Consider the following 14,153-nt stretch of genomic DNA (forward strand, 5'->3'; position numbering starts at 1 on the left):
CTCAGCTTCATCCCGATTCCGCCAGAAATCACACCTTTCTCACACTCTGATCCCAACCCCTTCGAGATGACCGAAGCCCATGCACCACAGTCCAGGATGCGAGCACCGCAGCAGAGTGAAGTTCTCGGGAGGTCACGCCGGTCATTCGCCGACACCTGACGTGACCCGAATCAGGCACATCGCTCGCGACGCGCCGTACTCATGTCACATCTGGACCGGGAGCGGATCCTGGCCACACTCGTCGAGCTGACACAGAGCCAGGGCCGTGATGAACAGGTCCTGGAGCTCAGCGGGTCCGCAGCGCACGGCGGTATCCAGCCAGGCGACGGTGATCCGATGGGTGAGTTCCTCCAGGTAGAGGGTGTGCCGTAGCAGACCACGGCTGGATGGCGAGGGTGCCGAACCCTCAGCGGTGAGCAGCTGTGGCATGAGCCGACGCAGTGCAGCCGCATGCTGATGGACTCGTTTCAGCGTGGCTCGCCGGGTCGGGGCCGAGCCGGGGACGTCTTGAGCGGGGCCGCATCCGCTCGCGACATACAACTCGTCCAGCCATACTCCCCTGCCCCTCGTGCCGTCCGATGAGACCGGGGTGACCAGCGTCGTCACCATGGCCTCGCGTCCCTCCAGGAACCAGACCTCCACGTGCAGGCCGACGCTACGAAACCGAAGCCCAACGTCAGTCTGCTCCGGGCTTGAGAAGCCGGCGTCCTCGACCAAGAACGCGAACGCGGCCCCCGCCTCCGCCCGGAACTCCTCGGCCAGATCCCCTCGACTCCCCATCCTTCGATACTCCTGAATTGCCAGTGTCAGCGGAAGGCCCAGACCCGGTGGACCTTTGCGGTCACAGCACTGGCCCGCACCCAGCGACCGACGGCTGGTGATCCGTTTCTTCAGGTGAACCTGCACCCGCGATCGGGTGACGGAACGTCATCCCTCTCACGTGCGGCACGGGGCGGCTGTTACATCACGACCCGTGATGATCTTCCTGATGAGGCGCGGCCTTCCCGCGCTCGCTCTCGCCGCCCTGCCCCTGCTCGCCACCACCGGCCCCGCCAGCGCTCTCGGCGGGACGCCGGTGGACGAGCAGCCGTTCACGTCGTATGCCCCGGCACAGGCTCCCGCCGGCGCCCCCGGCGTCCGGGTGGCGCTGGCGTTGTTCGACGCGATCGACCGGCTCCCCGTCGCCGAGGAGCACCGGGACGGCTACAAGCGGGACCTGTACAAGCACTGGAACCGCGGGCTGCTGCCCTCGGACGGCTGCGACACCCGCCGCGAGGTCATCCTCGCCGAGGCCGTCGAAGCGCCTACGGTCGCGGCCGGCTGCAAGCTGTCGGGCGGGGCCTGGCGCAGCGCGTACGACGGCCTGGTGGTGACCGACGCCGGGAAGCTCGACGTGGACCACTTCGTGCCGCTCGCCGAAGTCTTCGACTCCGAGCAGACGGCGTGGAGCCCGGAGCGGCGCGAGGCCTATGCCAACGACCAGGGCAGCCCGGATACGTTGATCGCGGTTTCCGCGGCCTCCAACCGGTCCAAGAGCGACAAGGACCCCGCCCAGTGGATGCCCACGAACGCGGCCTACCACTGCACCTACGCCGCGACCTGGGTCGGCACGAAACTCCGCTAGGACCTCGCGGTGGATGACGCCGAGCGCCAGGCTCTGCTCGGCACAGCCGAGGACTGCTCCGGCACCACCGTCACCTACGAACCCGCACCATAACCCTCAGCACGCAGGGGCCCGCACCCGTTTGCGCCCTGCTCCCGGCAGATCGTGCCGGGAGCAGGGCGTGGCTGCGCGGCAGCGACCCCAGGCCGTGCCGAACGTAACCCCCACTCCCCCACCCTCACCCCGAGATCGTCGCGCAACCAACCCCGCAGGTGACAACCCAAACAAGCACCCCTCGCACCTGCACCACCCCTAGACAGTGTCCGAGATCTACAGGTCGAACTCGAGGTGCTCGATGTCCGTGAACCGGACCTCCTCCAGGCTTCCGGCGCGGCGGCCGCCGTCCTGGAAGTACACCTCCTTGAGTGCCTCAGCCGCGAGCTCTTGGAGGCGGGCGTCGCTGGCGTCTGCCTCTTGGGCCTCGAAGAGGCGGGCGGCGTAGGTGGGGGGCAGGGCGACGGTCAGGTGCCGGATGCGGTCCTGGTCGGTGGAGCCGATCGGGGCGGTGTAGCCGAGCCGGGCGCGGGTGTCGATGACGATGCCGCCGGTCGTCGCCGCCCGCGCCTTGGCCTTGGCCCGGATTTGCGGCTGCCAGCGCGCCTTCACTTCGCGCTCCAGGCGCGCGGCGAGGTCCGGGCGGGGCTTCTTGATCTGGTCCTTCACGTACCGCTCGACGGTGCGCTGGGAGACCCGCAGCAGCTGGGCGACCGCTCTGGTGCCCTTGAGTTGCTTGACCAGGTACCGCATCTGCGCGCCGGCGGACTTCGGGACCGGGCGTGTGAACGCCCGCTGCACCGCCTGGTCCAGGCCGTCTGCGAACATGCTCATCGCCTGCTACTCCCCGCTGTCCTTGTCCGTGACCTGCCCGTCCTTGATGTACCGGGCGAGGTTGAGTGCCGGCGCGTCGAACCGCTCGCGGACCTCCTCGCCCCACAGGACGTCCTGGGTGCCCTCCCACTTGACCAGGCCCGGGTTGATGCCGAGCTTGAACCCGCCCGGCAGCGGTTTGCCGTCCCGGTAGGGCAGGAAGTCCAGCGGGCTGGTGCCGTCGGCCGCGTAGACCACGCAGTCGGAGAGGACCGCGACCGGGTACTGCCCGGTGAAAGCGGCATGCTTGACGATCTTGCGGTGGAGGTTGATCCGGGTGCGGGAGATGACCGCCGCGCGGATGTCCGGCCGCCACGTCGGCCGGGCAAGGGCCCGCCACGGCTGCCCCGGCTTCCAGCCCTCACCGCGCGGGCGCTCGCGCAGCTTGCCCAGGCCGCCCTTCACCGTCGCCTTCACCGCGTCCACAACGATCGCCAGCTTGGGGTCAGGCTGCCGCCAGCCGTTCATCGCCGCGAGGAAATCGGCCGGTGCCAGGTCCGCGTGCACCCCGAGGTCGGCCATCGTGGCAAGGAAAGCGTCACGCAGCCGCTGGTACCAGCCGTCCAGGTAGCGGCCGTTGTCGTACCGGACCCATGCCTCGATCGGCGTCACGTCGTAGCCGAGCTCCACCGCGTAGGCGACGGTGGGTGTCGCGTACCAGGCCGGACCCTGCGGTTGCTCGCCCTTCGGTGTGAAGGGGCTTGGCAGCAGACTCGCGTCCAGGTCCGCCCACTTGTCCTTGCCGACCTTCACCCGCGACAGGCCCACATGGGAGAGGTCGACCAGCCAGGAGCCGGGCAGCTTCGCGTCGAACACCGGCTTCTTGATGTGCGTCGGCGCACCCAGGCCGACGATCAGGCCGTTGGCGCCGGCGGCGAAGGCCATGTTCACGTCGATGCCGACCAGGTGACGCAGGGTGCACTCGGCATCCGTCATCGGCCGCGCCCAGTCGCACGCCTCCTCGAACAACTTCTCCGACGGGCCCCGCACGTGGAAGCGCGGCAGGTCCGCCAGGAGCGGGTGGCCGTCGGGGGCCTCACACGGCGCGCAGTCGACCGGGTCCTTGCCCAGGCTGCCGGGGTTGTACTCGGAGTGCCGCCTGCCGTCGGTGCCCGGCTCGGACGCGCGGGTCGGCGGGTGCAGGGCGGTCATCAGCTCCAGACCGGTCACCGCCGTGGAGCCGCGCGGCGTCATCACCCGGGACGCGTACACACCCAGGACCCGGGCGAGGTCCGCCGGCTGGAGCTGTGCGGCCTCGCCCCAGTGCCGGGAGTCCAGTGCGTTCCACGACGGGATGCACAACTGCACGCATGCCCGCTCCGAACCCTGCGCGGGGCGGTAGATCCGCGCCCACGGCCCGAACCCGCGCTTGGTCAGCTTCCACTCCGCACGGGCCAGCTGCTTGATGACCTTGTGGCCCTCCGGAATCCGCCCGGCATGCCGCTCCTCTTCCGTGAGGGCGACCGGAAGGCCGTAACGCTTAAGCGCGGCCTCGGTGAGCACGAGGAGCGGGTCGGCATCCTTGCCCGGCCCCGACAACTTCGGCGCCCCGAGTCGGGCCTCCTTGAGCGTCCACTCCACCAGGGGCGGCAGGCTCTTGGCAGGCACGTCCAGGATCAGGCCGCCGACGCAGTACGCCACCACCTTGTCGTCCTCGACGTCCAAGACGGCCAGCGGCCCGTTCTCGAACCGCGAGTCCCCGTTGCTCGCTACGGTCGCGGCCGGGGCCGCCTTCGTTGCACCCGAGCGGCCCGATGGTGACGACGATGTCGGCCTGGTGGTGCGCGTCGGACGCGTCACGGCCGTCGGAGCAGCGGCGACAGGAGGAGAGGCAGGAGCAAGGGTGTGCTCGGCTGCAGTCATGTCCCCGACCTCGGGTGCTGGCCCTGTGGACAAGGGCTGCGCTCCGGCCGGAGGTTCGTCGTCCTGAACGGGCGCGTCCGCGGCGGCGGGGTAGAGCTCCGCGAGCTTGTCCAGCAGCCGGGCGTACGCGTCACGCTCCGGCGGGCGAGGCTCGGTCTTACCGGCCTCCCAGCCACTGACGGTTGCCCGCCGAACGTCCAGGGCTGAGGCCACTTCGTCCAGCGTCAGCCCGTGCGCCTGGCGCAGCCGCCTGCGTTCCGCCGGCGGCGGCAGCACAGACCGGGACGCGACCAGCGCATCGATCCGGTCGAACAACTCGGACATGAAGCACCTCCTGAGCAAGATCCTAACCCATGAAGCGTACGAATAGCGTGCCTATTGCGTACAAAATGCGTCTGTCTCCTAGTCACCGCGGTGGGTGCCCGGTTCCGTGCTCCTGGTCGGAGGCTCGATACGTCACCTCGGAGACGTCCCGCCCGGTCCACGGCGCGCACAATCACCGCGGCCAGGCAGTTGCTCACCGCGACCGTCGGGCGGCCATGGTGAGTTCGGCGGCGGTGGCGAGTTCCACTCACCACGCCTGGTCAGCGGGCGGACCGCGCCCCGGCCCAGCCGGTCAGTGCGTCCAGGTCCGACAGACCGGTCGAGACACCGGTCAGCGCCATCCGGGTCTCCAGGCTGTCCCAGAAGTTCGGAACGTCCGTACCGACCGGGGCGTACCCGGAGGTCTGGTCCGGCCCCTTGAGCGCGTCCAGGAGCTCCGATTCGGCCGCTGAGCGGATCTCGTCCAGGCCGCCCTCCCCCGCCGCACCGAGCTGCGCAATCCGGCCCCCAGCCGTCACCAGACGCCGCAGGACGGCGCGTTCGTGGACGACGACGGCGTAGTACGTGGCGGTCGGCACCGCCTGCACCAGCTGGTGCAGGTACGGCGCACCACCAACCCGGCTGAGTTCGCCGCATTCTGGCCGCCACCCGGGTTCGACATCAGCTGCTGGCGCAGCTGCTCATCAAGGCCCCAGCCGCGCTCGACCGCCTTGTCCGCAAGCAGGGGAGCCAGACGCAGCGCGGCCTCGGGGCCCAACACCCACGACGCGGGCAACGTCAGCAGAAACGTCCGGACCTGCTCCACCTGCTCAGGCGTCACATCTGCCGACGGCTGCGCCACATCACCGCGGCTGTGCTGCGTGTCCTCCAGGGCGAGCTGCCGCCCGGGAACCCGGCCGGCTGCTGCCCGCCCGCTTTCCTGCTCCAGGACCTTACAAGCGGGACCAGGTGTCGGGAATGTCGCTCAGAACGATGCCGTACCGCTTGCCCCGCTGTTCGTGACCACGCTTCGACCGATCCGCCTCATGTTGTTAGCCGTTGTTACAGCGTGTCCCGTTCGGCGGACCGCCCCCACCAGGACATGACCTGGTAAATGGTCCACCCACCGAGCCGCTCCCGCAGGGACAGAAGTTCCCGTTCTATAGTTCGTTGTTTCAGCCCGGTCCGTCTACTGATCTCGTGCTGCGGGCGGCCTGCTTCGAGTTCTCGGAGTATGCGTCGCTGCCGTTCGGTAGTGACCGTGGGCTCACCCGGGTCGGCCAAAGATAGCCAATTGGCTGCTTCACCCCAAAGCATTAAATAGACCTCCCGCACCCAGAGGACTATGTTGCGATCTGTGATGTGCCAGCCACTGCCCACGGCACCCTCCGGGACAACATTTCCGATAATCAAGTGCTTACCGTCAATTACAGTCATGCGCAAAAAGTGCGAACTGGTAACACGAACCTCACTTCCCTGCTTGATGAGGTCGGCAACTCCATCCCGCGTTATCCTGCAGTCGAGTGCCACAGGGCGGTAGAGAATACGGGCCTCCGTGCCTCCTGGGTAAGACTCCGCCGAGCCCAATGCGCCCAATGCGATTTCAAGGTCGCCGGGTTCTGGCGTGCTGGGCTGAGCCAAGAAGAGCTCGGACGTTGCCTGCATGGCAAGGTCCCTGACTCTCGTCGCAACAGCATTTCCCGTTGGCAGGAATTCCGCTCCAGGATTGCTGTGAACACTGCTGAATTCATCAAAGCCAGCGGACATACCTACGTTGGGGATGTGGGCAAGTCTCTCTGCCGCTGCTATGAGATCTGCTTCCGCTTCAGCCCGAAGGCGCCGTGCAACCGTCGTTGGGGCTTCGAGGTCCCGCACGGGTGATTGTTGCTTGTCAGCGGGTACGTCCAGGTTGACCGGTCGCCCCCCTCCCGGGGAGGTGGGGCGGTCATGGTTGGCGCTGTGCGGCTCGTGCATGAGGCTCTCTTTGGTGAGCGGGTAGCGAGCAGTCAGGAGGAAGACCGTTTCGCTTGGCCGGGTGCTGGAGATAGCGCTCAAGACTATCCACTACAGGGTCGACTCTTTGATACCGCCAGGTCAGTAACAGAGAGGAGCTCGACGGGAGTGTTCCTATCTGACGTCATGCGGTTCCCTAACCGGGTGAACTCTAAATTGCTTACACAGATGAAACCTTGCAGATCTTCACCTGCCCACCCACTTGGATGATGCAGTCAGAAGTAGTGTCCCGGTCATGCGGCCGGTCCTGGCACAGAATACCAGGACCGGCCGGACTTCTACCCTTTAAAGGGCTCTCGTATCACAAAGAAACCCTCGGCACCTAACTTTCCCAGTTGTCCACTACCAGGAGATTATGACAATTTGCGGGATGTTTTCAGTGGGGGTTTCTACGGGCAGTGCGTTCGCCACTGAGAGCGTTGCCGAAGCATGGGTTTCTCCGGACGAAGTGTGGGCCGGGGGAGCCGCCGACAGAGCGATACATGCGGCCGCGGCGGCGAGTCCGGATGCGACTATGATCTTGATGTTGTGCATGTGCAGTGCCTCCTGCATCAGATGGGGCTGCGGAACCAGCGAGAGGGCGAGGCTGGCCTACTGGCCTCCGAATGGACACTTCTCGCCGGCGGGTATTTGCCGACCAGGCTGATACCCGATCAACATGGAGGCGCGTGCCGCCGGTCGAGTTTCCACCCGCCCGGCGACACGCTAGTTTTCCTAATGGGTGCCCACACAGGCGAGGCAAGCGTCGGAATTCAGCCAGTGACTCCAGTGGGGGTAACCGGCGTGTTGCGGGTATCTCACCGATACCTGGTGCTGCGTTGCTCGGGTGCCGTCCCTCATGCCCTTCCAGTACGAGCTCATCTTGCCGGCCTCGGCGTACTTGTAGATCTTCTGCAGTTCGCAGTGCGTGTAGTCGCCGCCGATGGAGATGGGGCCTGCAGATACGCTGACGCTCTTGCTTCGGCAGTCGCCCGTCGAGTCCGAGGTGGGTGCCCAGTCGTCCCAGTAGCGAGTGCCCTTGGACGTCGGGTAATAGGGCTGGATCCCGTGCCCACAAGATGTCAGTCGTGTGGCCTTGTAGTTCTTGCAGGAACTCATGTTCTTGACGGTGAAGTAGTTCCAGGTCGCGTTGCCGTCGTACTTGACGATGTAGTCGCCGTAACAGGCGTCGTTGTAGCTCGCGTACACGCTCGAGCCGAAGCTATTGTCGTAGTACCTCTTGCGAGCGAAGCAGTCGCTTGCGTACTTCGAATCGTAGGGGCGGGTTGCGGTGCCGACATCCGGGTCGTCAAGGTCACCCGTGTCTGCTTCTTCCCAGAAGATGTTGAGGTTGCAGCGGTTCGTGGCCAGGACCGGGTTGTAATTGGGGTCTCTGGCCTGGTCTTCGTCGATTTGGTACCGGATTCCCGTAGCGCCTCGCGGGGCAACGAGGATGTCCTTTGCGTTGGCGTACCCATCGGCATCCGTGCAGGGGATTCCGGGCGACGCCTGGGCGTGGACCCTCTTCATATCGACTTGCAGAACACGATAGTCGGCCTGCAGTTGCTCAGAGGTCTTCGCAGCGGTTTCCGGCGAGACTTCGGCCACGTTGGTGGCGAATTCCTGCAGCACGGCTAAGCCGGCAGTCGTGCTTGTGATGTCGCTGGAGATCGTCGAGGTGACACTCACTGTGTCCAGTGCAGTGGCCGTTGTTGTTGCGGATGCGGGCTCTACTGCAAGCATCCCACCGAAGAGGAACGCCGCAGCTGATACGACGGCGCCAAGTCTGTGTCGGCGATTACTCAAATCCATTTTTTTCCCCACCCCTTTGATTGTGTGCGTCAGAAATATGGCACGCCTGAGTCCAGCTGTACACGTCAAGTCGAAAGTCTTGAGCTTAATCTGAGGTTACGTTCAAAGGCCGCGAACCAGCCTGGCGGCCTCGCTCACCAAAACCAGCCAGTCTGACTAAAAATAAGAATTCGGAACCATGATCAAGGGCCCTAGCATCTACCTATAAAAATTCAATGCTCCTTTAGAACGTCTTGACCAACTGTGGCAAATCTTGGTGAGGCGAACCTCAACTTAGCCTCAAATCTATGGGTAACCGCGTGCGCTGACACCCCTTTTCCGTCATCCTCTGTTTCTCCGATGCACCCACCGGGGAACCTGAAGGAATCGAATCACCTGACTACCACTGGGTAAGCGTTCCGCATTCGGGGGTCACTCCAGGCCGGAACGCCCAATAGGGGGACAAAAGTTATGCGGAACAGAGGAACGCTTGCCGCCGCTGTACTCGCGGCAGCACTCACGGCAGCACTCACGGCAGGCTGTGGAAGCTCTACCACCACAGGCGAGACCGATGCCGCCCCGCCTGTCAGCGAAGGACAGGCCATCGAAGTACTCCGCCAGCTGACGGCCGCGGCGCCGAGTAAGAGCGGCCACACCTTCTGCAAGGAACTCTCATACCAGGTCGAATCGTGCGAAACGATCTGGAAGGAAGCAGAAAGTGACTGCCTCAAGCCGGCAGGAGAACCACGGGTCGTCCGCTCGGCAGCCGTCAAAAATACACATGACTCAGCTGGCGGCCGCGTACTGGAAGTCGAGGGTAAGACCGCTTCCGGCCAGCGCTATGTGTCCGAGGTCTTCGTCACTGCAGCCGACGGAAGTCCCAAAGCATCAGTTGGCGTGTACTGGTCCGGTAACGGGCTAGGGAACTCACCCCTTGGGGAGAACAACAAGGTCATCCCCAAGACAGAATGTAAAGGTGCAGCAGGGTAGAGCTGGAACTCGATAGGCGAGACCGTCCTCCGGCTGCTCCACGTTCGGCTCTAAACCCTCGGATGCCAAGGAACACAGAGCAGCCGCCCTGGCGGGCGGCGTCGCTCCGTGTATTCCCCGGGCCCTGACTCCTGGGACGAGTCACTCGTCGGGGACGACGTCACCGACCGCGCCCGCCTTGCCCCCGGTCGACAGCGCGGGTCAGCACGTTCCGGACCGTGTGGGTCAGCGGCCGGGGCCGCGCGGGCCAGCCGAGGTGAGGCCCGGGTCACCAGCGGCCGAGGTCTTTACGGAGTCGCTCCCACCACTGAAATCGGTGTTCGTCTGCAGGGTCGGGGCGGGGGCCAAGCGCGAGGACCTGGTCGTCGACACGGTAGGTAAGACGGTAGAGCAGGACGCTGGTGGCGCACTCCAGCCAGCTGTCTGTAGCCCGGGCCGGTGGCGCCGGGCCCAGGACGGTAGCGAACCAGGAGGGCAGGATCCGGCGGTTACTGAGGGCGTCGGCCAGCTTGCTGCACAGTGCCAGTGTCAGGCGTTGTTCGGCACGTTCGCCGGCGGCGATGGCCGGCTGCTTGTCAGCGGCTGCGGTGCGGTCTGCGGCGAGAGCGGCGGTGGCCCTGCGGGCTTGGCCGCTCTGCTGGCGGAAGTTGCGGCGCCGGGTGGCCTCGTTCGCGATGGCCGTGCGCAGTTTGGTGGCGGTCTGGGTGCGGGCCGGGGTGCCGTGGCGGTGGCTGAGCAGAGCGCCGGTAAGGGCGACTACCTCTTCCCGGGCGTCCTCGTGAGCGGACCGTGTTTCGTTGAACCGCCGGATTTGGGCCTGGTACTGGTAGCGAAGATCGTCGTGGAGTAGGTCGTCGGCGGCTTCCTGGCCGGTGCGCATGGTGCGGGCCAGAGCATGCTGGTCTGTGGTGAAGGTGTCCAGGTCCGCGTGGGGGATCTTCCCGGTGGCGATAATCTGGCCTTCCAGCAGCCGTACGTGCTGGGTGAGCCGCTTCACCGTCCGCTCCGCAGCCTCGACGCGGCCTTCGAGGTCATCGACTCTGCCATCGACCTCCTCGGCCGCGCTCTCGCAACTGGAGACGTTGTCGCGGATGGTGCGCAGGTCGTGGTCGAGGTCCTCGGTGTATCCGAACCGCGACTTCAAGCTCTCGTGCTCGCTCTCCAGGTCGTCGAGCCGGCGGTCCAGGTCGCGCACCCGCCGGTCGGTGTCCTGGAACTGGTACTCCAACGCGTCGCTCACTTCCCCGCCCCCTGGCTGTCCGACGCGAGGCCGCCCCCCACAAGCGCCCAGCCGATCAGGACGGCGACGAGGAACCAGGATGAGATGACACCCAGCACGACCAGCGCGAGCAGGACCGTCACCACGTGCAGTCCGAGGGATGCGTAGCGGCGGTCCAGGTGATCCTTCAGCGTCACCTTGAGCTGCCAGCCGCAGAAGGTGGCCACCAGGTGAGGCACAAGAAGCAGCAGCCACCAGCCCGAGTGCCCGAGCAGCAGCGCAGCGCCCATCAGCGCGGCCGCGACCGCACTCTGGGCCCGCCAGGACCAGAAGACGATCTTCTCGCTGCGCCGTCGGTGGGGTTCGACCAGCAGCGCTGGCAGCTGCTCCTCGTAGACCATCAGTGCCTGAGCGCGTTCCACCAGAGCGTCGAACACCTCGTCGGGCACGCCGTCCTCGGAATCCTGGGTGGCGGCGAGCGCGTGCTCGCGGGCCAGCGCGCGCACCAGCTCCTGGTGCGTCTCGTGCAGTTCGCGCTCCGTCTGTGCCTCGGTCACCGGCCCCCCTCGTGAAGCCCTATCCCGCTCGTTCGCGCGGGACAAGGCGGGAACGAGTATCGCGGCCGGTCAGCTGGTGCGCTGGGTCTTGGCGAAGGATGGCGTGAACTGAACATTCTCTTTCACGGCGGCCGCCAGCGATCTGGAACGAGGCCGTTCGGGATGAGGCAGAACGTGAAGAGACCGCAGCTGACAAGGAGTGTGAGGAACGACCAGTAGCTGAACCCGTGCCCGGTGGACTGGGCGGCGAGCGAGGCGTAGGTCAGCACGATCAGGATCGCGGTGAGAGTGATTCCCCGCCGCCCGGCCTGCGCGGCTCAGTCCCAGCCCCAGCCCGATAAGCGCCCAGAACAGAGCGGGGCCAGCCATCACCCAGACCACTAGGCACTGTTTCTCGGATCTCCTGACGTGCGTGGGGTGTTGGGGTCAGGCTGTGTGTATGGGACGTGGTGATCTGACGAATGCGGAGTGGTACCGGCTGGAGTCGTTCTTGCCTCCTGGTGGGGCCCGCGGGGGCCGGTGGAGTGACCACCGTCGGGTGATCAACGGGGTGCTCTACCGGGTCCGGACGGGCGTGCAGTGGAGGGATCTACCGGAGCGGTTCGGGCCGTGGGAGACCGTCTACAAACGCCATCGCCGCTGGTCAGCGGATGGAACTTGGACGATGCTGCTGTCGCGGATCCAGGCGGCCGAGGACGCCGCGGGCCAGATCGACTGGGACGTCTCAGTGGACTCGACAGCTGTGCGGGCCCACCAGCACGCCGCCGGCGCGCGCAAGGCGACGGCGGTCGCGGCCCCTCAAAAGGGGATCGCTGGGGGGACGAAACAGGTCGATCCGGTGTTGAGGAATCTGACGGTCCGGCTGGAGGAAGTGGTCAGATCGGCGAGTGTCTGGGACGTTCCCGCGGCGGATTCACCACCAAGATCCACCTTGCCGCCGACGGGCGATGCCGGCCCCTCGCCCTTGTCCTGACACCCGGACACTACGGTGACGGCCCCCAGTTCGAGCGAGTGCTGGAGCAGGTCTCCGTGCCCCGCATCGGAGTCGGCCGCCCCCGGACTCGGCCCGACCATGTCCTGGCGGACAAGGCCTACACCTCTCGAAAGAACCGCCGTTACCTGCGGCGACGCGGCATCCGGCACACCATCCCCGAACGCCTAGACCAGCAGAGACACCGTAAGAATCGCGGTTCCCGAGGCGGCCGTCCCACCGGTTTCGACAGCGAGCGATACAAGAAGCGCAACACCGTCGAACGCGCAATCAACCGCCTGAAAGGCTTCCGCGCCGTCGCCACCCGCTACGAGAAACGCGCCTACATCTACCTCGGCACCGTCACCCTCGCAGCCCTCGTCATCTGGCTCAGAGCATGATCCGAGAAACAGTGCCTAGTAGGGCTTGGTCATGTGCGGTTTGTGATGGCGTGTCTTCTTGATCGGTCGTGCCGTTTCTGCGCCTGTGCACTGACAGTTAGCTATGTGCAGTTCAGGCGGCATTGTCAGTGGCAGCTGCCACCCTTCGGCCATGCCCATCAGCCGGGAGTACGCACGCTCCCTCTTCGCGGACCTGACGCAGAGCGCCATGGTGCCGCTGGACCCTGACGAGCTCATTCACATGCCGGGGCTGGCGCAGCACGGCCACGTCTTCTTCGGTGACATAGCGGTGCGTTGCTACAAGCACAAGGCGCGCTGGATGTACGACGAGCGGGACATCCGCCGCGCGGGGCAGGCGCTCGCGGAGATGCGGCTGGACCTGGACGACGTCGTCGACGTGCAGTTGCCCGCGTACCACGAGTCCGGGAGCAATCCAGAGGAATGGCAGCGCGTCGACTGGCGGCGCCGGGTGGTGTCACAGATGTTCGGCCAGGCCCGCCGCAAAGCCCACGACGGTCGCCCGTACGAGGAATGGAGTGGCTCCTGGAAGCGGGTCGGGGCGAACGGGCTTCCCGGGGATCTGACGTGGGACGAGTTCGTCGCGGCCAGCAGCCGGTTTCGGTACTCGCAGAACTTGGCCGGCACCCGGTTCCTGGAACTGCTCACCTGGTCCGGCAAGGAGTGGATTCTGCCCCGCGCCTACATCGAGCTGCTGGACCGCTGGGCGCAGCGCGAGGACAAACTGGTCGACTGCGTCCGGTTCTGCTCCAGCTGCGGCCTCAAGGGCCCGTACTGGGACGGCTGGCGGACATCGACCAGCCAGGGTTACGTCACCAGGTGCCCGCCGAGCTCCGGAGCGGCGTTCCGTACCTACGCCGGTCACCTGCGCGGCGTGCAGTACGCGTCCGCGCGCAGACGGGGCACGCGGGCCGACGACTACCTGTGCCGTCTGTGCAAGAGGCGCCAGGCGTCCGCGTGGGACCACTGCCACGAGCACGGTCATGTTCGAGGACCTCTCTGCGGCAGCTGCAACACGCGCGAGGGCAAGGCCATGCCGTACTACTTCCTCCAGCTCGAAGACAATGCGCTGCACCTCCTGGAATGCCGGGCCTGCCTGGAGCAGCAGACCCTGCCGCGGCGCTTCCACACGGATGTGGTCCTCACGCACCTGGAGAAGACCGAGCGGCATGGCCGCTGTCACCGTCAGCCGTACGTACGGGAGCTGGAGCACGCCCACGGTGTCCACCGGTTCCATCTGGAGTGCAGCGGCTGGCACGCGGAAAGCCGCTGGACAAAGGACGTCACGGCGTCCGAAGTGGCGACGCTCGTGCGGGCCTTCGTCGACGCGGTGCTGGCCGTACGGGAAGGCCGGCCTTCTCCCGCCCCGGCCACAGGAGCGGGGTGACCGCCATACAACGGCGTCGTTGACACAACATCGCGTGCATGCATGTCCGCCCCGACGGACATGCGAGAGGGCCGGGCGGTACGGATGATCCGTACCGCCCGGCCCTCTGCCTCTTTTAGGCTCCGCGGTCCC

8 protein-coding genes and 2 pseudogenes are annotated in these 14,153 nt (G+C 66.1%); 3 read left to right on the top strand and 7 right to left on the bottom strand.

What is annotated here, in order from left to right; all coding sequences use genetic code 11:
- Positions 1–204 precede the first annotated feature (204 nt).
- Positions 205–906, bottom strand: a complete 702-nt coding sequence (locus OG521_00190) for a hypothetical protein (GenBank protein ID WUW19285.1) — start codon at positions 904–906, stop codon at positions 205–207.
- Between the two features lie 82 nt (positions 907–988).
- Here OG521_00190 and OG521_00195 point away from each other — a divergent pair.
- Positions 989–1,717 (top strand): annotated as a pseudogene (locus tag OG521_00195) (HNH endonuclease family protein).
- A gap of 216 nt (positions 1,718–1,933) precedes the next feature.
- On the opposite strand, the gene OG521_00200 reads toward OG521_00195, so the two are convergent.
- From OG521_00200 to OG521_00225, 6 genes are all read right to left on the bottom strand, one after another.
- A complete protein-coding gene (locus tag OG521_00200; GenBank protein WUW19286.1) occupies positions 1,934–2,491 on the bottom strand; it encodes an XRE family transcriptional regulator in 558 nt (185 codons plus the stop codon).
- A 6-nt stretch (positions 2,492–2,497) separates the two neighbouring features.
- Positions 2,498–4,717, bottom strand: coding sequence for a helix-turn-helix transcriptional regulator (locus OG521_00205; protein ID WUW19287.1), 2,220 nt, complete (start codon positions 4,715–4,717; stop codon positions 2,498–2,500).
- Between the two features lie 260 nt (positions 4,718–4,977).
- Positions 4,978–5,295, bottom strand: coding sequence for a hypothetical protein (locus OG521_00210; GenBank protein ID WUW19288.1), 318 nt, complete (start codon positions 5,293–5,295; stop codon positions 4,978–4,980).
- A 2,128-nt stretch (positions 5,296–7,423) separates the two neighbouring features.
- Positions 7,424–8,377 carry a hypothetical protein gene (locus tag OG521_00215; GenBank protein WUW19289.1) on the bottom strand — a complete coding sequence of 318 codons (954 nt, stop codon included), beginning with the start codon at positions 8,375–8,377 and terminating at the stop codon, positions 7,424–7,426.
- Positions 8,378–9,737: 1,360 nt separating this feature from the next.
- Entirely contained in the window at positions 9,738–10,709 is a 972-nt protein-coding gene (locus OG521_00220) for a hypothetical protein (protein ID WUW19290.1), read from the bottom strand.
- On the bottom strand, positions 10,706–11,245 hold the full coding sequence (locus OG521_00225) for a hypothetical protein (GenBank protein ID WUW19291.1): 540 nt from the start codon (positions 11,243–11,245) through the stop codon (positions 10,706–10,708). The genes OG521_00220 and OG521_00225 overlap by 4 nt, the downstream gene beginning before the upstream one ends.
- Positions 11,246–11,684: 439 nt before the next feature.
- Here OG521_00225 and OG521_00230 point away from each other — a divergent pair.
- Together OG521_00230 and OG521_00235 are read left to right on the top strand one after the other, a co-directional pair.
- A pseudogene (locus OG521_00230) lies at positions 11,685–12,616 on the top strand (IS5 family transposase).
- Between the two features lie 151 nt (positions 12,617–12,767).
- Entirely contained in the window at positions 12,768–14,021 is a 1,254-nt protein-coding gene (locus OG521_00235; GenBank protein ID WUW19292.1) for an endonuclease VII domain-containing protein, read from the top strand.
- The last annotated feature ends 132 nt before the right edge of the window (positions 14,022–14,153 follow it).

The organism is Streptomyces sp. NBC_01463, assembly GCA_036227345.1.
Classification (GTDB): domain Bacteria; phylum Actinomycetota; class Actinomycetes; order Streptomycetales; family Streptomycetaceae; genus Streptomyces.

Coding starts and splice junctions, on each gene's coding strand:
- OG521_00200 (WUW19286.1), bottom strand. CDS start 2,491: ATGAGCATGTTCGCAGACGGCCTGGACCAGGCGGTGCAGCGGGCGTTC.
- OG521_00205 (WUW19287.1), bottom strand. CDS start 4,717: ATGTCCGAGTTGTTCGACCGGATCGATGCGCTGGTCGCGTCCCGGTCT.
- OG521_00235 (WUW19292.1), top strand. CDS start 12,768: ATGCCCATCAGCCGGGAGTACGCACGCTCCCTCTTCGCGGACCTGACG.